The organism is Halapricum desulfuricans (assembly GCF_017094525.1).
GTDB lineage: Archaea > Halobacteriota > Halobacteria > Halobacteriales > Haloarculaceae > Halapricum > Halapricum desulfuricans.
In genome coordinates this window covers 2,537,210-2,555,968 of record NZ_CP064788.1, presented here as the reverse complement: position 1 = coordinate 2,555,968, position 18,759 = coordinate 2,537,210, and the positions used below count along the sequence as shown (strand labels likewise).

At 67.6% G+C, this 18,759-nt stretch carries 16 protein-coding genes; 4 read left to right on the top strand and 12 right to left on the bottom strand.

The window, feature by feature from the left end:
- The 4 genes from HSR122_RS13050 to HSR122_RS13035 all read right to left on the bottom strand — a co-directional run bounded on the left by HSR122_RS13050 (position 1) and on the right by HSR122_RS13035 (position 3,627).
- Positions 1–687, bottom strand: a complete 687-nt coding sequence (locus HSR122_RS13050; RefSeq protein ID WP_229110240.1) for an MBL fold metallo-hydrolase — start codon at positions 685–687, stop codon at positions 1–3.
- 108 nt (positions 688–795) lie between these two features.
- Positions 796–1,728, bottom strand: a complete 933-nt coding sequence (gene mch / locus HSR122_RS13045; protein ID WP_229110239.1) for a methenyltetrahydromethanopterin cyclohydrolase — start codon at positions 1,726–1,728, stop codon at positions 796–798.
- A 77-nt stretch (positions 1,729–1,805) separates the two neighbouring features.
- A complete protein-coding gene (hisB, locus tag HSR122_RS13040; RefSeq protein WP_229110238.1) occupies positions 1,806–2,393 on the bottom strand; it encodes an imidazoleglycerol-phosphate dehydratase HisB in 588 nt (195 codons plus the stop codon).
- Positions 2,394–2,439: 46 nt separating this feature from the next.
- Positions 2,440–3,627 carry an MFS transporter gene (locus HSR122_RS13035; protein ID WP_229110237.1) on the bottom strand — a complete coding sequence of 396 codons (1,188 nt, stop codon included), beginning with the start codon at positions 3,625–3,627 and terminating at the stop codon, positions 2,440–2,442.
- Positions 3,628–3,688: 61 nt separating this feature from the next.
- Here HSR122_RS13035 and HSR122_RS13030 point away from each other — a divergent pair, with 61 nt between their 5' ends.
- On the top strand, positions 3,689–4,759 hold the full coding sequence (locus HSR122_RS13030; protein WP_229110236.1) for a TrmB family transcriptional regulator: 1,071 nt from the start codon (positions 3,689–3,691) through the stop codon (positions 4,757–4,759).
- A 25-nt stretch (positions 4,760–4,784) separates the two neighbouring features.
- Here the strand turns inward: HSR122_RS13030 and HSR122_RS13025 are convergent, their stop codons facing one another.
- The 4 genes from HSR122_RS13025 to HSR122_RS13010 all read right to left on the bottom strand — a co-directional run bounded on the left by HSR122_RS13025 (position 4,785) and on the right by HSR122_RS13010 (position 7,925).
- A complete protein-coding gene (locus HSR122_RS13025) occupies positions 4,785–6,044 on the bottom strand; it encodes an MgtC/SapB family protein (protein ID WP_229110235.1) in 1,260 nt (419 codons plus the stop codon).
- Between the two features lie 71 nt (positions 6,045–6,115).
- Positions 6,116–6,625 carry a macro domain-containing protein gene (locus tag HSR122_RS13020; RefSeq protein ID WP_229110234.1) on the bottom strand — a complete coding sequence of 170 codons (510 nt, stop codon included), beginning with the start codon at positions 6,623–6,625 and terminating at the stop codon, positions 6,116–6,118.
- Between the two features lie 54 nt (positions 6,626–6,679).
- Entirely contained in the window at positions 6,680–7,402 is a 723-nt protein-coding gene (hisA, locus tag HSR122_RS13015) for a 1-(5-phosphoribosyl)-5-[(5-phosphoribosylamino)methylideneamino]imidazole-4-carboxamide isomerase (protein WP_229110233.1), read from the bottom strand.
- Positions 7,403–7,475: 73 nt separating this feature from the next.
- Entirely contained in the window at positions 7,476–7,925 is a 450-nt protein-coding gene (locus tag HSR122_RS13010; protein ID WP_229110232.1) for a hypothetical protein, read from the bottom strand.
- Positions 7,926–8,038: 113 nt separating this feature from the next.
- On the opposite strand from HSR122_RS13010, the gene truA reads away from it, so the two are divergent.
- Positions 8,039–8,857, top strand: a complete 819-nt coding sequence (gene truA, locus HSR122_RS13005) for a tRNA pseudouridine(38-40) synthase TruA (RefSeq protein ID WP_229110231.1) — start codon at positions 8,039–8,041, stop codon at positions 8,855–8,857.
- Here the strand turns inward: truA and HSR122_RS13000 are convergent.
- Both HSR122_RS13000 and HSR122_RS12995 read right to left on the bottom strand, forming a co-directional pair.
- Entirely contained in the window at positions 8,851–9,714 is an 864-nt protein-coding gene (locus HSR122_RS13000; RefSeq protein WP_229110230.1) for a 2-oxoacid:ferredoxin oxidoreductase subunit beta, read from the bottom strand. The two genes, truA and HSR122_RS13000, sit on opposite strands and share 7 nt — an antisense overlap.
- On the bottom strand, positions 9,711–11,465 hold the full coding sequence (locus HSR122_RS12995; protein ID WP_229110229.1) for a 2-oxoacid:acceptor oxidoreductase subunit alpha: 1,755 nt from the start codon (positions 11,463–11,465) through the stop codon (positions 9,711–9,713). The genes HSR122_RS13000 and HSR122_RS12995 overlap by 4 nt, the downstream gene beginning before the upstream one ends.
- A 134-nt stretch (positions 11,466–11,599) precedes the next feature.
- On the opposite strand from HSR122_RS12995, the gene HSR122_RS12990 reads away from it, so the two are divergent.
- Entirely contained in the window at positions 11,600–12,244 is a 645-nt protein-coding gene (locus tag HSR122_RS12990) for an FAD-dependent oxidoreductase (protein WP_229110228.1), read from the top strand.
- A 124-nt stretch (positions 12,245–12,368) separates the two neighbouring features.
- Positions 12,369–15,155 carry an alanine--tRNA ligase gene (gene alaS / locus HSR122_RS12985; RefSeq protein WP_229110227.1) on the top strand — a complete coding sequence of 929 codons (2,787 nt, stop codon included), beginning with the start codon at positions 12,369–12,371 and terminating at the stop codon, positions 15,153–15,155.
- A 45-nt stretch (positions 15,156–15,200) separates the two neighbouring features.
- On the opposite strand, the gene HSR122_RS12980 is transcribed toward alaS, so the two are convergent.
- Together HSR122_RS12980 and tgtA are read right to left on the bottom strand one after the other, a co-directional pair.
- The gene (locus HSR122_RS12980) at positions 15,201–17,108 is read right to left on the bottom strand and encodes a cation:proton antiporter domain-containing protein (protein WP_229110226.1); all 1,908 of its coding nucleotides are present in this window, start codon (positions 17,106–17,108) and stop codon (positions 15,201–15,203) included.
- Between the two features lie 80 nt (positions 17,109–17,188).
- The gene (gene tgtA / locus HSR122_RS12975) at positions 17,189–18,664 is read right to left on the bottom strand and encodes a tRNA guanosine(15) transglycosylase TgtA (protein ID WP_229110225.1); all 1,476 of its coding nucleotides are present in this window, start codon (positions 18,662–18,664) and stop codon (positions 17,189–17,191) included.
- Positions 18,665–18,759: the final 95 nt, after the last annotated feature.

The following is an 18,759-nucleotide window of genomic DNA, read 5'->3' as shown; positions in this document are numbered from 1 at the left end:
TCACAGACGGTCGATCAGGTCGCGGTAGACCGCTCGTGCGTCGGTCGTGATCGGCGTTCCGTGCCCCATCGCGAGCACCTCGAACGGCGGGGCACGGGCGTAGAAGTCGACGACGCTCTCCCGGAGTTCGTCCATGTCGTAGCTGTCCAGCCAGACCGGCATCGCGAGCCCGCCGTTGCTCCCCCACAGCAAGTCGCCGACGAACGCCGCGCCGCTGTCGTGGACGTACGCCACGTGCCCGGGGTTGTGTCCGGGGGTGTCGAACGCTGTGAACTCGCCGATCCGATCGCCGTCCGCGACCGGGCGGACGTCGCCGGCGGGAATCGGAAAGAACGGCCGGACGAGCCGATGGAACAGTCCCTTGTGGTGGACGAGCGGCGGATCGAACCCCCCGGTGGCGAGGTCGTAGTCCCGGTGGCCGATGTAGACCGGGCCGTCGAACCGGGGTTCGAGACGTCCGAGCCCCGTCGTGTGATCGAGGTCGTAATGGGTGAGCAGGACGCGGTCGACGTCGGACGGGTCGTATCCGGCCGCGGCGAGTTCCGAGTGTAACGACGGGCAGTTGACCCACAGCCCCGTGTCGATCAGCGTCACCGTCCCGTCGTCGACGAGGTAGCTGTTGGTGTTCACCGGCCGAACGAGCCCGACGTCCAGCAGCCACACGCCCGGTCGGAGTTGCTCGGCCATACGCGCCGTTCGACCCGGCCGGCAAAATACTTCCCGCCACTGGCGGTCGAATCAGAGTCTCGACAGTCGAATTTCGGTGTCGACAGTCGGATACGACAGCGGGTCGGGCTACAGACCGAAGCTTTCCGCGAGCAGGTCCTCGCGCCGCTGTCCGTAGATATGGGTGTCGCCCCCGACGACGTCGACGGTCACCTGCGCGGGACCGAACAGCGCCGTCGCCAACTCCTCGTGGGCCCACTCGACAGATTCGAAGATCGCCTCGAACGGTTCGTCGTATGCCTCGCCCGCGGTCGAGACGACCTCGTCGAAGCGGTCGAACGGTTCGGAGACGACCAGATGGACCTGCCCGCCGTACGCGAGCGCGTCGGTCGTGCGGGCCATCGCAGTGGACTCCTCGCTGGCGACGGGCGCGACCGGGGCCGACGCCGACGCCGAGAGCACGTCCAGCGGGTCGTAGCCCAGTTCCAGCAGGCGGAACAGGGCCAGCTCCGCCGCCCTGGCCGCCGCGGCGACGCTGCCGGTCAGGCTCGCGGTGGCGTAGGTCGGCAGGAACACGCCGCTCTCGGGGACGCCGGCCCGATCGGCGACCTCCGAGACGACCGGGTCGTCCGGCAGCGTGTCGGCTTCCAGCGCCAGCACCGCGAACTCGAAGTCGTCCTGATAGCCCAGTCGCGCGTACTCCTCCTCCTCGGCGACCAGCGCCCGGGCCGGGCCGCTGCCCAGCCCCTCGAAGCCCTCGACGCTGACCTCCCAGCCCGCCTTCTGTGCGCCCAGCAGCGCGAGCCCGGGGTAGTCCGTCGAGAGCTCGACGTGCGTCCGCGGCGTGTCGTCGATCTCGCCGAGCGTCGAATCGAGCGTCGCCAGCCCGGCCGTCTGGATCTCCGCGAGCATCAGTCCGGCCTCGATCCCGCCGGGGACGCCCACGCCGAAGTCGAGCACCGTCGCTTCCGAATCGAGCTGCTTGACAGCGATCGCGAGCTCGTCGGCGAAGTCTATCGCCTCGTCGACCAGCTCGGTCGCCATCCGATTGAGCGGTTCCATGCTCGGGCGGTCGCCCGGGACGGACATACGACTTGCCCTCTCGGATCCCCGGGATGGCTCCACCGGAGTTTAACAGCCTAGAGCGTGCCCTTCGTGCTGGCGACGTCGGCCCGTCGCTCGTCGATCCGGGTGGCGTCGTCGAGCGCGCGAGCGAGGCACTTGAACAGCGCCTCGATCTCGTGGTGGGCGTTCTCGCCGGTGACCTCTGCGTGCAGCGTCAGCCCGGCGTTCATCGCGAGCGAGCGCAGGAAGTGCTGAGCCATGTGGCTGGTCAACTCGCCGACCGACGCCTGGGAAAACTCGCCGTCGAACTCGAAGTGGGGTCGCCCGGAGATGTCCAGCACGATCCCCGCGACGGCCTCGTCGAGCGGCACCCGCCGGTCGGCGAACCGGACGATCCCGCGCTTGTCGCCCAGCGCCTGTTCGAGCGCCTCGCCGATCGTGATCGCGACGTCCTCGACGGTGTGGTGATCGTCGATCTCCAGATCGCCATCACAGGTGACGGTCAGGTCGAACAGCCCGTGGGTCGCGAACGATTCGAGCATGTGATCGAGAAAGCCGATTCCCGTGTCGATCGTCGCGTCGCCGTCGCCGTCGACGTCGAGCGTCACTTCGATCTCGGTCTCGGCCGTCTCGCGTGTGACGGCTGCGGTCCGGTCGGTCATATTGTGACCCAAGGCGGGCCGGCCCAAAGAGTGTGTCTGGTCGCCCCTAGATGTTCGGATCGATCCGTCTGGCGATCAGGACGGTCGGCGCGACGAGGACGGTCAGCGCGAGCGGGACCCACATCGCGGTGCGAATACTGTAGACACCGGCCAGCGCGCCCATCGCGACCGGGACGATCGCCATGCTGACCGACGCCGTCGAGGTCGAGATCGCGTTGATCGGGGCGCTGTATTCGGGTGCGGCCTGGGTTCCGAACGCCAGCAGCGTCGGGAAGATCCCCGAGACGAGCACGCCGAGGAGCGCGACCCCGGCGAAGACGATCGGGCCCTCCGCGACGAAGAACGTCCAGAGGAAGACGGGGACGATCAGGATTTCGAGGGCGACGACCAGCGGACCGTAGGGAACGCGCTCGGCGATGAGCGTGTAGACGAACCGGCCGGGGATGTACGCGACGGTGAACGCGCTCAACAGGAGGTTCGCGCGCGTCGAACTGAGCCCGGCGATGTCGCGGCCGAAGGTCGGTAACCAGAGGAACATCCCCCCTTCGAGCCCGGTGTGAAAGACCAGCCCGACGATCGTGGCCGCCACTGCGGGCGTCCGCACGAGACCACCCGCGGCGGAGAGATCGAGTTCCTCCTCGGCGTCGTCGGCGGGCGTTTCGAGGTGCCAGACGAGCGCGGCGACGAGACCGAACGCGACCGCGAGCGCACCGTAGGCATATCGCCAGTCGCCGATTGCGACGGCGATACTCAACACGACCGGGCCCGCCGCCGCGCCGATCGCCCACGCCATGTCGTAGAGATTGAACACCCGACCTCGGGCGTTCGGATAGAGGTGGCTCAAAAGCGGCCGATCCAGCCCGCGTGAGACACCGGTCCCGAGTCCGCGCAGCAGCAGGAAGCCGAGATACGCGACGAAAAACGGGGCCAGCGCCATCCCGACCACGCCGACGATCGTGACGAGGATCCCGCCCAGGAAGTACCGGCGGGTGTCGATCCGGCCCGCGATCGCCCCGGCGATAAGGATCGTCACCGCGAACCCGAGCGTCCCGGCCGGACTGACCAGCCCCTGCGCCCCCTCGCTGATCCCCCACTGATCCCCAAAGATCGGCAACAGCGGACCGCGCATCTGCAGTCCGAGCCCCTCGAGCGCGACGAACAGTACGATCGCGGCCGTCCACAGCCGCCGGGACGTGAGCACGCCCCGGTCGCTCCCGTCGTTTGCCTGTGCCATGTCTCAGTCTCCCGGCGAAAGTGAGAAAAGTATTTTGGAATAGTCGATGAATATGTTTCCAATGAGTGGGGACCCACTCCGGAAGCACCTGATTGCGTTCGGGCTTTCCCCGACCGAGATCGACGTGTATCGGGCGATTCTCCGAGCCGGCTCGGCGACGACGGGCGAGATCGCCGACGCCGCGGGCGTCTCACAGGGGTACGTCTACGAGGTCGTCGAGACGCTGGCCGACCGGGGTTTCGTGGCGGTCGACGAGAGCACCTCGCCGACGACCATCCGGGCTCGCGAACCCGAGGCAGCGATCGACGGACTGACCGGCCGGATCGACGACCTGGAGTCCGCGATCGAAGCCGAGTACGCCGGCGGCGCGGGGCGGGCGGAGTTCGAGGTCGTCCACTCGCGGGCGACCGTCCGCCGGCGCGCCCGCAGCGCCATCGAGACGGCGGACCACGAGGCGTTCGTCGTCGTGCCCGCCTCGGAGTTCGAACACCTCGCCGGAGCGCTGGCCGACGCCGTCGATCGAGGGGTGTTCGTTTACTGTCTGTTGCTCGGCCCCGACGCCGCCGAGACCGCCGACGGGCTCGCCGAGGCGGACAGATACGCGAACGTCCTTCGGGTCTGGGAAGCGACCCCGCCGGTGTTCGTCATCGCGGACGAGCGGACGGGGGTGATGGGGAGTTACGACGTGCTCAGCGGCCGCCACGGCGAGGAGTACGCGCTCGCGTTCGCCCAGCCTGAGGTCGCCAGCGGCTTCTATGGCAACCTGATCAGCAACGTCTGGCCGATGGGCGAGACGGTCTTCCGTTCGGAGCCGGACCCGCTCCCGTCGAGATACGACCACCTCCGGACGGCCGTGACGAACGCCGCCCTCCACCGCGAGGCCGGCCGCGAACTGGCGGCCGATCTCCTCGTCGAACGGACCGACTCCGGCGGGCGAGAGCGCTTCGAGGACGTGTCGATCGTCGACGTCCGTCAGAGCCTCGTCGGCGACCCGACCGCGGAGTTCCCCATGGAGAACAGTCTCGTCTTCGAGGTAGACGGACAGCGGTACGCGGTCGGAAACGGCGGCGGCGGGATCGATCCGTTTCTGGAACCGTACGCCGCCCGCGAGGTGCGGTTGCGAGAGCGATAGCTGTCGCCCCATCGAGTCGAGACCCCTACACGACGACAGCCAGCAACGCCACGCCGCTGACGACGACGATTCCCAGCACGAGCGTCACGAGCTGGCCGAGCTTTCGCGTCCCGAGCGCCCACGCCAGCGCGGCCTTGACGAACGTGTTGGCGACGGCCGCGATGACGATGCCGGTCGTTGCGACCGCCGGCTCGACGGTTCCGTCAGCGGCGAGTCGGCTCAGCGTGAGCGTCATGGCGTCGACGTCGGCCAGTCCCGAGAAGAACGCCGTCGCGTAGATTCCCGACGCGCCGAACCACTCGTTCGCGTACTCCGAGACCAGCAGGACGACGGCGAAGATCGCGCCGAACAGAAGCGCCGGCCTGAGTCGGAACGGGTTCTCGAGTTCCTCGGCCTCGACGGTCTCCTCGGCGGTCGTCCGCCAGTACAGCACGACTGCGGCGACCGCGCCGACGAGCGTCATCGCGCCCAGCGGGAGAACCACGTGTGGCAGTAGCTCGGGGTTGACGACCGCGACTTCGATCAGCGCCCGCGGGAACATGACGATCGAGGCGGTGACGACAGCGAAGCCACAGACGTGATACAGCGTCGCGTTCTCGACGGTCTTTTCGGCCATCGAGACGGTCGTCGCCGTCGAGGAGACGAACCCGCCGACGACGCCCGTGATCGCGATCCCGCGTTCCGTCCCCAGCACGCGCCCGAGCACGTACGCGACGAACCCGAGCCCGGTGACGAACACGACCATCAGCCAGACGAACCGGGGGTTGAGACCGTACAGCGCCTCGACCTCTCGATCCGGAAGCGCGGGCAGGACCACGAGTACCACGAGCACGAACTTCGCCGAAGCGAGCCGTTCGCGTCGCTCGATCCGGTCGGCGAACTCGTGGATCGGATCTTTGACCGTGAGCAAGACGGTGACTGCGCCGCCGACGACGACTGCGAGCGTGGCCGCCTGCTGGGAGTGCATCGTCATCGCGCCGAGCAATACGGTCAGCAGCGCGGCCGCGACCGTCGTGAGCCCGATATCGCCCTCGTAGACGACCCGGGCGACGTACGCGACCGTCAGTGGGACCGCGAGCATGGCGAGCGCGAACGGGAAGGCATCGGGAAAGAAACCCCAGACGAGCGCGCCGTACAGCGCGAAGAGCGGGAAGGTGCGACTGCCGGCAATCGCGCCCGCGGACTCGCTTTGCTCGCGCTCGATCCCGATCAGCGCGCCCAGTCCGAACGCGACCAGCAAGTGGAGAACGACTTCCGCCAGCGGGTCCGCGACTGGATCGACCATCGTCTAGACGTTTCGGCTCAGGTATTGTCAAACGACCGGCCACCGGCGACGTCCGGCACGCGAGTGAAAGATCAGTCGCCGCGTACTTCCCCGGCGATGTCTTCGAGCAGTCGGTACTTCGCTGGCGAGTAGGCGATCACGCGCACGTCTTCCAGGGTGTCGGACTCGTAGGCCGCGATCGTTTCGCACACCAGTCGCGCCCCGTCCTCGAACTCGAAGGCGGCTGCTCCCGTTCCGAGGATCGGCACGACCAGCGACTCGCAGCCGAGTTCGTCGGCCGTTTCGAGGCTGTGGCTGGTCGCATCGCGGATGCTCTGCTTGGTCGCTCGGCCGTCGTCGTAATGTGGCATCGCGGCCGCGTGAATGACGTGCTCGGCGTCGAGGTCGTAGGCGTCGGTGACGGCTACCTCGCCGAGGTCGATCGGTCCCTTCGAGGTAGCTTCCTCGTTAATCGGGCCGTTCGCGCCGCGCCGGAGCGCGCCGGCGACGCCGCTTCCCATCTGCAGGCTCGTCCCGGCGGCGTTGACCAGCGCGTCCGCGCTCTGTTCGGCGATGTCTCCCTGAACGGTGGCGAACTCCATACCTGGGGATAGCAACGCCCGACAGTAAAATCCCACTTCGTTTCCCGACAGCCGCTACTCGAGGGCGTCCATCGCCGCTTCGAGCGTGAACGTCCCCTCGTAGAGCGCGCTGCCGACGACGACCGCGGCCGCGCCCGCCTCCTGCAGCGCCTGTACGTCCCCGATCGTCGCGACGCCGCCGCTGGCGATCACCGGGATGTCGACGGCCTCGACGACGCGACGGACCGGTTCCGTCCGGACGCCCTCGAGCTGTCCCTCGACATCGACGTCGGTGAAGAGGATCCCGCCGGCCCCCAGATTCTCGTATCGTTCGGCGGCTTCGGCCGGGTCCAGGCCGGTCCCTTCGGTCCAGCCCGAGACGACGACCTCGCCGTCTTTCGCGTCCAGACTCACGAGCACGCTTTCGGGGTGTTCGTCGCTGATCGCGGCGACGATCTCGGGGTTCTCGACGGCGGCCGTCCCGAGGATCACCCGGTCGACGCCCGCATCGAGGAGCCCGACGGCGTCCTCGACGGTCCGGATCCCGCCGCCGAGCTGGACCTCGACGTCGACGGCCTCGCGGATCGCCTCGATCGCCTCGGCGTTCTCGCGCTCGCCCTCGAACGCGCCGTCGAGATCGACGAGATGGAGCGTCCGCGCGCCCGCCTCGACCCACCGCCGGGCGGCCTCGACCGGATCGCCGTAGGTCGTTCCGGTCCCGCGTTCCCCACCGACCAGCTGGACGACCTGTCCGTCCTGCATGTCCACCGCAGGGACGACCTCGAACTGTTCGAACATGCCTCTCCCTGGGAGTACCCGGGGCAAAACGAGTTCGGTTCCGTCTGACGGCGGCGCTACGACAGGCCCGTCGCTATCTCCGCTCGACGTATCGCGCGGCGACCAGCGGAGCGACGAGCAGCGTCAGAGGCACGAGCACCCAGATCCGGCCGGCCAGCACGTCGTAGTCGGCCAGCAGGACGGCCCAGGATTTGCCCACGACGTAGCGCCCGAAGCCGAACTCGAACGCGAGCGTCAGGACCGTCCAGAGGCCACCGATCGAGAGGAGCGTCCGTCGGTCGGCCTCGTGGGCGAAGCGACGGACGAACAGTGCCGCGACCGTCGCGACCGCGGCGGCGAGCAGGAGCGTGCTGAGAACGTGCGCCACGCCGTCGCCAAGCGCTGGTGCCAGCAGCGCCTCGTGGAGGATCCCGTTAGTGATCGCGAGCACAGCTAGCCCGACCCAGACGGTCAGTGTCGGTCCGAGGAGCCGACGCCACGGGGATCGGACCTGCGCGCCGGCGGACGGTGTCGTCGTTTCCATGCAGGAGAGACGCACGCACCCGATATGAAGACGTATTGATGTGTGTCAACAGATATCTCTCCCGGATCGACCGGAACCGAACGTGTCTTTTCGATCCCCGGCGAAGCGCAGGCATGCGCGCGTTCCGGATCGCCTACGACGGCCGTCCGTTCCACGGGTTCCAGCGCCAGCCCGACGTGGCGACGGTGGCCGACGCGCTGCTGTCCGCGCTTCGCGAGCTGGACGTCCCGCTCGAGGGCGACACGCCGCCGGGCTACGCCGCCGCGGGCCGGACTGACGCCAGCGTCTCGGCGCTCGCACAGACGGTCGCCTTCGAGGCCCCGGAGTGGCTCTCGCCGGCGGCGTTCAACAGCGCGCTTCCCGCACACGTTCGCGCCTGGGCGTGCGCCGACGTTCCCGACGGGTTTCACGCGACCCACGACGCCGTCGAGCGTGGCTACACGTACGCCCTCTATGCGCCCGAGGTCGATCGCTCACGGGCCCGCGACGGAGCGCGACTGCTCGCTGGCGAGCGCGACTTCCACAATCTCACGCCGGACGAGACCGGCACCGTCCGCGACCTCGCCGTCGGGGTCGAACGCGACGGACCGTTCCTCGAAATCGCGTTCCGGGCGGACGGGTTCGCCCGGCAACTGGTCCGGCGGCTCGTGACGCTGCTCGAGGCGTTCGCCCGCGGCGAGGCCGACCGCGACCGGATCGAACGCGTGCTCGGTCCCGAACCGCTGGACGGCCCGGAGGGAATCGCTCCGTCCCCACCGGAACCGCTCGTGCTGACCGAGGTCGTCTACCCCGACGTAACGTTCCGGGTCGACGACGAGGCGGCAGCAAGTGCACGAACGGTGTTCGGGCAACGCCACGAACAGTCGCGCTCGCGCGCGCGGGTCGCCCGGTCGATCCGGGACGGCGTGGCCGCTGACATTGCCGATCAGTAAAATTCCCGGACCAGGTCGGTCGCGCCGTCGGGTGCACCATCGGGAATCTCGGCCATGCTGCCCTCGATTCCCTCGCGTTCCACGTACGGAACGCTGTCCTCGTCCTGATAGAGGATGCCGATGTGTTCTTTCTCGCTGTCGAGGATCCGGTCTTTCGCCTGGTCGAAGCTCCCCGGATCGTGGTCGATGTCTTCTACGTCCACGATCGAGTCCCGGAAGTAGTCGTAGGTGTCGACGTCGTTGAACGTCACGCAGGGGCTGTAGACGTTGACGAACCCGAACCCGTCGTGTTCAATGGCCCGCTTGACGAGTTCGGTGTGTCGCTGCGAGTCCGACGAAAAGGACTGTGCGATGAAGGTACCGCCCGCCGACAGCGCCAGCGCTTTCGGGTTGACGGGCGGAACGTTCGTCCCTTCGGGCGAGGTCGAGGTCTCGAAGCCCTCCTGGGAGGTCGGCGAGGCCTGGCCCTTGGTCAGTCCGTAGATGCGGTTGTCCATGACGACGTAGGTCATGTCGACGTTCCGCCGGACGGCGTGGATGAAGTGACCGACGCCGATCGAGTAGCCGTCGCCGTCGCCGCCGGCGACCATCACTTCGAGGTCGGGGTTGGCCAACTTCACGCCGGTCCCGACCGGTAGCGCGCGACCGTGGACGCCGTGCAGCGCGTAGCTGTGCATGTAAGTCCCGATCTTGCCCGAGCAGCCGATCCCCGCGACGAGGAACGTCTCGTCGGGGTGGTTGCCGGTCTCGGCCAGCGCTTTCATCATGCCGTTCATCGTCCCGAAGTCGCCGCAGCCGGGACACCAGGTGGGTTGCTTGTCGGATTTGAAGTCCGTGAAGTGGGCGTCGGAACTCATTGTGGAACCTCCGTCTTCGCGACGGCGTCGCGGATCGCCTCGGCCAGCTCGTCGGCCCTGAACCGGACGCCGGTGTACTTGGTAATGGACTGGACGCGCTGTAGCGTGTCCTGTTCGATCAGGTCCGCGAACTGTCCGGTCGCGTTCGCTTCGACGACGAGCACGTCCTCGGCGGCCTCGACCGCCTCCGTGAGATCGGGACGCGGGAACAGATACGGCACCGAGAGCAACCTGACCGACACGCTCTCCAGCTGTGCCATCGCTTCCCGTATCGCCCCCTCGTTGGAACCCCACGTGAGCACGAGTGTGTCGGCGTCCGGGTCGCCGAACTCTCTGGGCTCGAAGTCCTCGCGTTCGCGTGCGGTCTCGACTTTCCGCTGGCGCTTCTGGACCTGTTCGACGCGGACGTCTTCGTCCTCGGTGCGGCGTCCGAGTTCGTCGTGTTCGAGCCCGGTCGTCATGTGTGCGCCGTCGGCCGTCCCCGGGAACGCCCGCGGACTGACCCCGTCCTCGGTCGCCGCGTGCGCCCGGAACCGCCCCTCCTCGTCGAGCCACTCCTCGACGTCCGATTCGTCGACGACCTTCCCGCGCTCGATCTCGACGGCGTCCATGTCGAACTCCGCCGGATCGTAGGTCCGCTCGGTGACCGCGAGCGACAGGTCCGCCGTGAGATACACCGGCAGCTGGTACTTCTCGGCGAGGTTGAACGCCTCGATCGTCCTGTGGAAACACTCCGAAATCGAGGTCGGCGCGAGGACGAACCGCGGGATCTCGCCGTGGCCGCCGTAGAGCATCGCGTTCAGGTCTTCCTGGCCCTGCTTGGTCGGCATCCCGGTCGAGGGACCGGACCGCATCACGTTGGCGATCACCAGCGGCGTCTCCGTGGTCGCCACGAGCCCGAACGTCTCGCTCATCAGGTCGATCCCTGGACCCGACGTGCCCGTCATCGCCCGCGCACCGGCGCGAGCGGCCCCCAGTGCCAGGTTGATCGCCGCGAGCTCGTCCTCGGCCTGGACGACCGTCCCGCCGAACTGTTCGATCCGGCCGGTGAGATACTCCATGATGTCCGTCGCCGGCGTGATCGGGTAGCCGGCGTAGAACCGACAGCCGGCGGCGATCGCACCCATGCCGATGGCCTCATCGCCGTTCAGCAGGACGTAATCCTCGTCGGTCGTCTCCAGATCGTAGGGGAACTCGTGATCGTAGTTCTCGCGGACGTACTCCCGACCGAGCCGGGCGGCTTCCCTGTTGTTCTCGACGATGGCCCTGCCCTTGTCGCCGAAGCGTTTCTCCAGCGCTTCGTCGAGGTTCTCGATCGGGAACGCCGTCACCTCGCAGGCCGCCCCGAGCGCGACGACGTTGCGCATGATCGACCCGCCGGCGTCCTCGGCGAGGCGCTGCAGCGGGACGTCCAGCCCGATCATGCCTTCGGGGACTTCCACGTCCCCCATCGTCGCCTGCTCGCCGTCGTAGATGATGACGCTGCCCTCGTGGAGTTCGTCGAGGTTCTCGTCGATGGTCCGCTCGGTCAGCGCGATCAGCACGTCGAGCCGGTCGACGACGCTGCCGACCTGCTCGACCGCCGTGCGGACCTTGTAGGCCGTGTAGCCTCCGCGGATGCGCGAGGCGAAATCCTTGGAGGTGTAGACGTGGCGGCCGGCCCGGGAGAGCGCGCGAGCGAAGATCTTGCCCGTCGAGTCGATCCCGTCGCCGGCTTCGCCACCGATGGCCCAGTTGAGATCCTCATGCATGATAAGGAAGAATTCAAACCGGCCGAGGAAAAGCCTTCGGGAACCACGAACCGATGCCGGCGGACCGGGCGTTTTTGTGCCCCGGGATTGCACCTTCCGAAAGGACCATTCACCGGCCGCGCGGAGAGTACGGTATGGATCGAACGCCACTCACCGTCGCGTCGGTCGAGTCGGTCGGCCCGGACTCGATCGCCGTCGCCTTCGAGACGCCGTCCTCCTTTTCGGCCCGGCCCGGACAGTTCGTCAAGCTCACGCTCGACACCGAAGACGGCGAACAGTCCCGGTTCTACACGATCTCCTCGCCCGACGTCGCGGACACCTTCGAGGTCACGGTCGGGATCGACCCCGACGGTGCAGTCGCGCCGCTGCTTGCCGACCTGGAACCCGGGGATTCGGTTCCGGTCGCCGGCCCGTTCGGCGACGCCTACTACGAGGGCGAGACGGACGTCGTCGTGCTGGCCGGCGGGCCCGGCGTCGGCCCCGCGGTCGGCATCGGCGAGCGCGCCGTGGCCGCCGATCACGCCGCGGCGATCGTCTACCGGGACGACGATCCGATCCATCGCGACCGGCTAGAGCGCCTGTCCGAGTCGGGCGCGTTCGTCCGGATCGTCGACGAGGAGCGGGACCTGACCGACCCCACGGCGGCCGCGCTCGAGGCCGTCGGCGGGGACGCACAGGCGTTCGTCTACGGGTTCGCGGACTTCCTCGACGTCGCGATGGACGCGCTCGAATCGGCCGGCGGGGACGCCGAGGCCGCGAAGGTCGAGAACTTCGGATAGCCCCTTCGCAAGTCCCGGATCCCGCTCGCGTGACTGCCCGACGGCGCGGGTCTGCGTGCTGTTTTCGAGGGCGGTCAGTCGGCAACGGAACTGATTTAGGCGCGGACCGGGCAAGAGTACGCTAATGAGCGACCTCACCGAGGAATACCGGCTCGACTATTTCGACGAGCACGGGTTCCATCGCAAGGAGTGTTCGGAGTGTGGGGACCACTTCTGGACGCTCGACGCCGATCGGGAGACCTGCGGGGAGCCGCCGTGTGACGAGTACAGCTTCATCGACGATCCCGGGTTCGAGGAGACACTCGAGCTGGGCGAGATGCGCGAGGCGTTCCTCTCGTATTTCGAGGAGCGCGGCCACACCCGGATCGAGCCGTATCCGGTCGCCGCCAATCGCTGGCGCGACGACGTCCTGCTGACCCAGGCCTCGATCTACGATTTCCAGCCGCTGGTGACCTCGGGCGAGACGCCGCCGCCGGCGAACCCCCTCGCCGTCAGTCAGCCCTGCATCCGCATGCAGGACATCGACAACGTCGGCAAGACGGGACGGCACACCATGGCCTTCGAGATGATGGCCCACCACGCGTTCAACGCCAAGGAGGACGTCGAGGAGTACGCCTACGAGGGCGAAGTCTACTGGAAAGAGGAGACCGTCGAGTACTGCATGGGCCTGTTCGAGCAGCTGGGTGCCGATCTGGAGGAGATTACGCTCATCGAGGACCCGTGGGTCGGCGGCGGCAACGCCGGGCCCGCCTTCGAGGTCATCTACAAGGGCGCGGAGCTGGCGACGCTGGTGTTCATGCAGTTCGAGCAGGACCCCGACGGCGACTACGAGATGAAAGACGGGAACACCTACTCGGAGATGGACACCTACATCGTCGACACCGGGTACGGCCTCGAGCGGTGGACCTGGGTCTCCCAGGGGACGGCGACCGTCTACGAGGCGATCTACCCGGAGATGATCGAGTTCCTCACCGACAATGCCGGGCTCGAGTACACCGACGAAGCGCGGGCGATCGTTCACGACGCCGCTCGGCTGTCGGGGAACCTGGATATCGACGACGTCGACGACGTCGAGGCCGCCCGCGGGGAGATCGCGGATCGGCTGGGCGTCGAGGTCGAGCGCCTGCGCGAGCTGGTCGAGCCGCTGGAGACGATCTACGCCATCGCCGATCACTCCCGGACGCTGGCGTACATGCTTGGCGACGGGATCGTCCCGAGCAACGTCGGGACGGGTTATCTCGCCCGGATGGTCCTGCGCCGCACGAAGCGACTGGTCGATACGGTCGGCGTCGACGCGCCGCTTGACGAACTCGTCGACATGCAGGCCGAGCGACTGGGCTACACCAACCGGGACACGATCCGCGACATCGTCCGCACGGAGGTCGAGAAGTACCGCGAGACGCTCGATCGCGGGGGCCGGCGCGTCCGCCAGCTGGCCGAGGAGTACGCCGACTCCGGCGAGCCGATCCCCGAGGACGAGCTGATCGAGCTGTACGACTCCCACGGGATCCAGCCGGACATGGTCGAGGAGATCGCCGACGAACGCGGCGTCGCGGTCGAGACGCCCGACGACTTCTACGCGCTGGTGGCCGACCGCCACGAGGAGGGCGACGAGGCGGCCGACGGCGAGGAAGCCGTACCGTACGCCGACCGACTGGCCGAACTCCCCGAGACGGATCGCCTCTACTACGAGGACCAGCAGCGAACCGACTTCGAGGCGATGGTGCTGGAGGTGTTCGACCGCGAGGACGGCGACTACGACGTGGTGCTCGATCAGACGATGTTCTACCCCGAGGGCGGTGGCCAGCCGCCGGACCACGGCACGCTCTCGACCGACGACACCACTGCGGAGGTCCTCGACACGCAGATGTACGACGGCGTGATCGTCCACACGGCGACCGACGACCCCGGCAAGGGCGAGTTCGTCCGCGGACAGATCGACGCGACGCGTCGCCGCCGGCTCATGCGCCACCACACGGCGACGCACGTCGTCATCCACAGCGCCCGGCAGGTGCTGGGCGAGCACGTCCGCCAGGCCGGAGCCCAGAAGGGGACCGACTCCGCGCGGATCGACGTCCGCCACTACGAGTCGATCACCCGCGAGCAGGTTAAGGAGATCGAACACCGGGCCAACGAGCTCGTCATGGAGAACGTCCCGGTCACCCAGAACTGGCCCGACCGCCACGAGGCCGAGGACGAACACGGCTTCGACCTCTATCAGGGCGGGATCCCGCCGGGCGAGCAGATCCGGATCATCCAGGTCGGCGATGACGTTCAGGCCTGCGGCGGGACTCACGTCGCGCGAAGCGGCGACATCGGCGCGATCAAGGTCCTGAACACCGAGCGAATTCAGGACGGCGTCATCCGGATCACGTTCGCCGCGGGCGACGCCGCCATCGACGCCACCCAGCGGACCGAGGACGCGCTCTACGACGCCGCCGACGTGCTGGACGTCAGTCCCGAGGATGTCCCCGAGACTGCGGAACGGTTCTTCGAGGAATGGAAGGCCCGCGGCAAGGAGATCGAGGATCTCAAAGAGCAACTCGCGGAGGCGCGAGCCGGCGGCGGCGCCGACGCCGACGAGATCGAGGTCGCCGGGACGACCGCAGTGGTCCAGCGCATCGACGCCGACATGGACGAACTCCGGGCGCAGGCCAACGCCATCGTCGAGCAGGGACAGATCGCCGTTCTGGGTTCGGGGGCCGACGGCGCGACGTTCGTCGTGGGCGTCCCCGACGGCGGCGAGGTCGACGCCGGCGAAGTCGTCGGCGAACTCGCGAGGCGCGTCGGCGGCGGCGGTGGCGGCCCGCCGGACTTCGCACAGGGCGGCGGCCCCGACGCCGAGAAACTGGACGACGCGCTCGCGGCGGCTCCCGACATCTTGCGAGCAGTGACCGCCTCGGAAGACTGACGACCCGCCGTTTCCGGTGGCTGCGTGGTCGCTTGCCGAGGTGGTCTAACGCTCGCAGAACCCGACGGCCTTTCGGACGGGTTCGGGCCGACCGATAAACGTGAGGTGATCGCCCATCTCGATTTCCTGGTCGGGGTGGGGAATCTGACTGTCGCCGTTTCGACTGATGAGCGCGAGATGGACACCTTCCGGGAGGTCTTCGGAGAGTCGTGCGACCGTCTTGCCGGCGCGATCGCCGTTGGTGACTTCGACTTCCTGGACGTCGCCGCTCTGGTCGAACTCGTTCATCCAGCGGGCGATGGCGGGCCGTTCGATGAAGTTGTCCATCGACCATGCGACCGACCGCCAGCCCGGGACGGTCTGTACGTCGAGATCCTCGAACGCCGCCGTGTTGGACGGCTCGGTCACCCGCGAGATGACCGTTCCGACGTCGAACTCGTTTCTCGCAAGTTGGCTGACCAGCATGTTGACGTCGTCGTCCGCCGTCGCGGCGGCGACGACCTTCGCGTTCTCGATGCCCGCCTTCTCGAGCGTCTGCCTGTCCGTTCCGTCGCCTTCCTGAACGGTACAGCCGTCACAGCGGAGTCGCTCGACGACGTCCGGGTCCTGCTCGACGATCACGACCTCCTCGTTGCGGTCGTCGAGTCGAGACGCCAGTTCCCGTCCGATCCGACCGCCGCCGACGATGATGACGCGTTTCGGGATCACGTTCAGTGCCTGTGCGATATGTCGTGCGCCACCGCCTTCAAACACGACGGTCAGGACGATGACGAGAAATACCATCCCGACGAGCGTCGTCGCTTCGGGGCTCTGCGCTGCCGGGTTCTGTGCGTTCAACTCCAGTGCGAACAGCGTCGCGACCGACGCGGGGATGATCCCGCGCGGCCCCATCGCGCTCATGAACGCGCGCTCGCGCAACGAGAACGTATCCCCGGCCGTACAGAGTATGACCGCAAGCGGGCGGACGACCGCCGCGATGAGGACCGCAGCCGCGAGCCCCGCCAGTCCGAGCGTCCGGAGGTCGCTCACCGACAGCAGCGAGGCAAGTGTAATAAACACGAACGAGTTGACCAGCAGCGTCACGTCGCCTTTGAATTGCTCGATCGTCTCCCGGTACGGAATGTCGAGGTTCCCGAGGACGAACCCGCCGGCCGCAACCGCGGCGATTCCGGCCTCGGAGTGTCCAGTTCCGACGACTCCAGCGAAGAGCAACGAGTAGGTTGACTCAGCGGCGCCGTAGGTGATCAACGCGGTGACGAGCACGATCAACCGGGCGTTCTGTGGGCCGTTGTCCGAGCGCCCGAGTCGCGTGAGGGTGACCCATGCGAGCAGCGCGACGACGACTCCGACGGCGATGCCAGTCCCGAACTGCAAGAGGAACCCGCTGACCACTCGCTCGATGCCCCGGCGGCTGAGAACGACGAACTCAAAGGTGACGACCGCGAGGATCGCCGCCGTCACGTCGTTGACGACGCCCTCCGTCTCCAGCGTCGAGGCGACTCGCTTGCGGACCATCACGACGTCCATAATCGGCGTAATGACCGTCGGGCCAGTCGCGACCAGCAACGATCCGACCAGCAGCGAGACGTCCCACGCCGTTCCAAGGAAATAATGGACGACGACTGTCGTTCCGACAAGCGTGACGACCGCCCCGACCGTAACGAGTCGGAGCGTCACCCGGGGTGCTTCTTGTAGCCGTTCGGCATCCAGCGAGAACGCCCCCTCGAAGACGATAATTGCGACGCTGAGGCCGACGATAGCCGGTAACGCGCCGTCCGCACCGCCGAACACGGCAGGTGTGATGAGCCCGAGTCCCTCCGGGCCGACGAGGACACCCGTGAGAATCAAAAAGAGGACGCTCGGGATCTCCAGTCTGTCGGAGAGGATCGTCGAAACGACGCCCAGTCCGGCGATCGTCGCGACTACGGTGATGATCTCTGCCGTGCTGCTCACACGCTACGTATCGATAGTGATCGCCATCAACGTGACGACTCCCGCGCGAGACGGCGGATGGTTTCGACAGCGGCGAACGACTACGCCCGGAATCCGTCGGCTCGCTCGACACCGTCGGGAAGGGCAGCCAGTACGTCTTCGGGCCAGTCCCACAGCGCCACGGTGAACGTCGCCCCGGGATTGGCCTCGACGAGCCGTCGGATCCCCTCGCCGGCGGCCGCGTAGGCCTGCCGCTCGAACCGTTCGGGCACCTCGGCGGTCAGCGGATACGCCTCCGCGAGCGCCGGCGGATACGGCCCGAACGGCGGGGTGACGCTCCATCGCTCGTCGAACGATCGGTCGAGGGCGTCCCGGTCGCTCGCCAGCAGGATCTCGCCGTCGAGGTCGAACCGCTCGAGACGCCGGTGGTGGCGACGCACCTCGGGTCGGCGCGCGCTCTCGGTCGAGACGTGGAAAAAGGCGTCTTTCGTGGCCGGATCGCTCGCCTCCAGTCGGTCGGCGTCGTCGAGAAGCGCCCGGTAGCCGTCGAGCATCGTCGGGTGGTTGCGCGCTCGCGTCTCGACGAGTTCGAAGAGGTCCCCCCGTCGAATCGCCTGCTTCACTCGCCGCATCTCGCCGAAGGAGACGTGCAGGTTGTGTTCAGCGAGCAGTCGCTCGGCCCGGTCGTCGTCCATCTCGCGTAATTCTTCGGGCGTGTGTTCGCTACAGACCGGACACTCACACGGGAAATACTCCAGTTCCTCGAGGTGTTCGGTGCCGCGAACCGTCAGGTAGCGCTCGTCGCGGGCGTACAGCGCGTAGGCGGCCGAATCGAACAGGTCACAGCCCATCGCGACCGCCAGCGCGAACATCATCGGGTGGCCCGCCCCGAACAGGTGGACCGGCGCGTCACCGCCGAGACCGCGCTTGACCGCGTCGACGATCTCGCTGATGTCGGCGTACCGGTAGCTGTTCAGCAGGGGCACGACCGCGCCGATCGGGAAGACGTCTAGTCCCGTCCCGTAGGCGTGCTCGGCGGCCTCGGTCCGGAGATCGCGATACGTCGAGCCCTGGATGGGTGCGTTGACCAGCATCTCGCCGGTCTCGACGCTCTCGGCGGTCTCTAACCGTTCTTGGGTCGTGTCCAGTTCCCGCTCGGCCTGCTCCCGCCCGACGTCCGGCGGCGTCGGGATGTCGACCGGTGTCCCAATGTCGCTGCCGATCTCGCGCTGGAACTCGAGGATCTCCGTCGTCGTCACGTCGATCTCGCCGTACTCGGCCAGCTGGAAGGACCCGGAGTCGGTCACGATCGCCCCCGAGAAACCCAGCAACTCGTGCAGTCCCTGCTCAAGGGCGTCCTCGCGGAGGTCGTCGCTCCCGTGGAGGATGTAGCTGTTGGTGATCATGATCTCCGCGCCGAACGCCGATTCGAGCCGGGCGGGCTCGATCGTCTGGACGTGCGGGTTGACCACCGGCATGAGCGCAGGCGTCTCGACGGTCACGTCGGCCCGCGGTACCCGTAACTCGCCGATTCGGGCCGCCCCGTCGTAGGTCCGGACTTCGAACGCGTCGCGCATTGTCCGTCTCTCGGGAGAGTACGTCACTAAGGCTTGCGTTCGGTCGGCGTTTGGCTTCCCGTTTGAGGACCGGTAACATCTTAAGCAGCTACCTG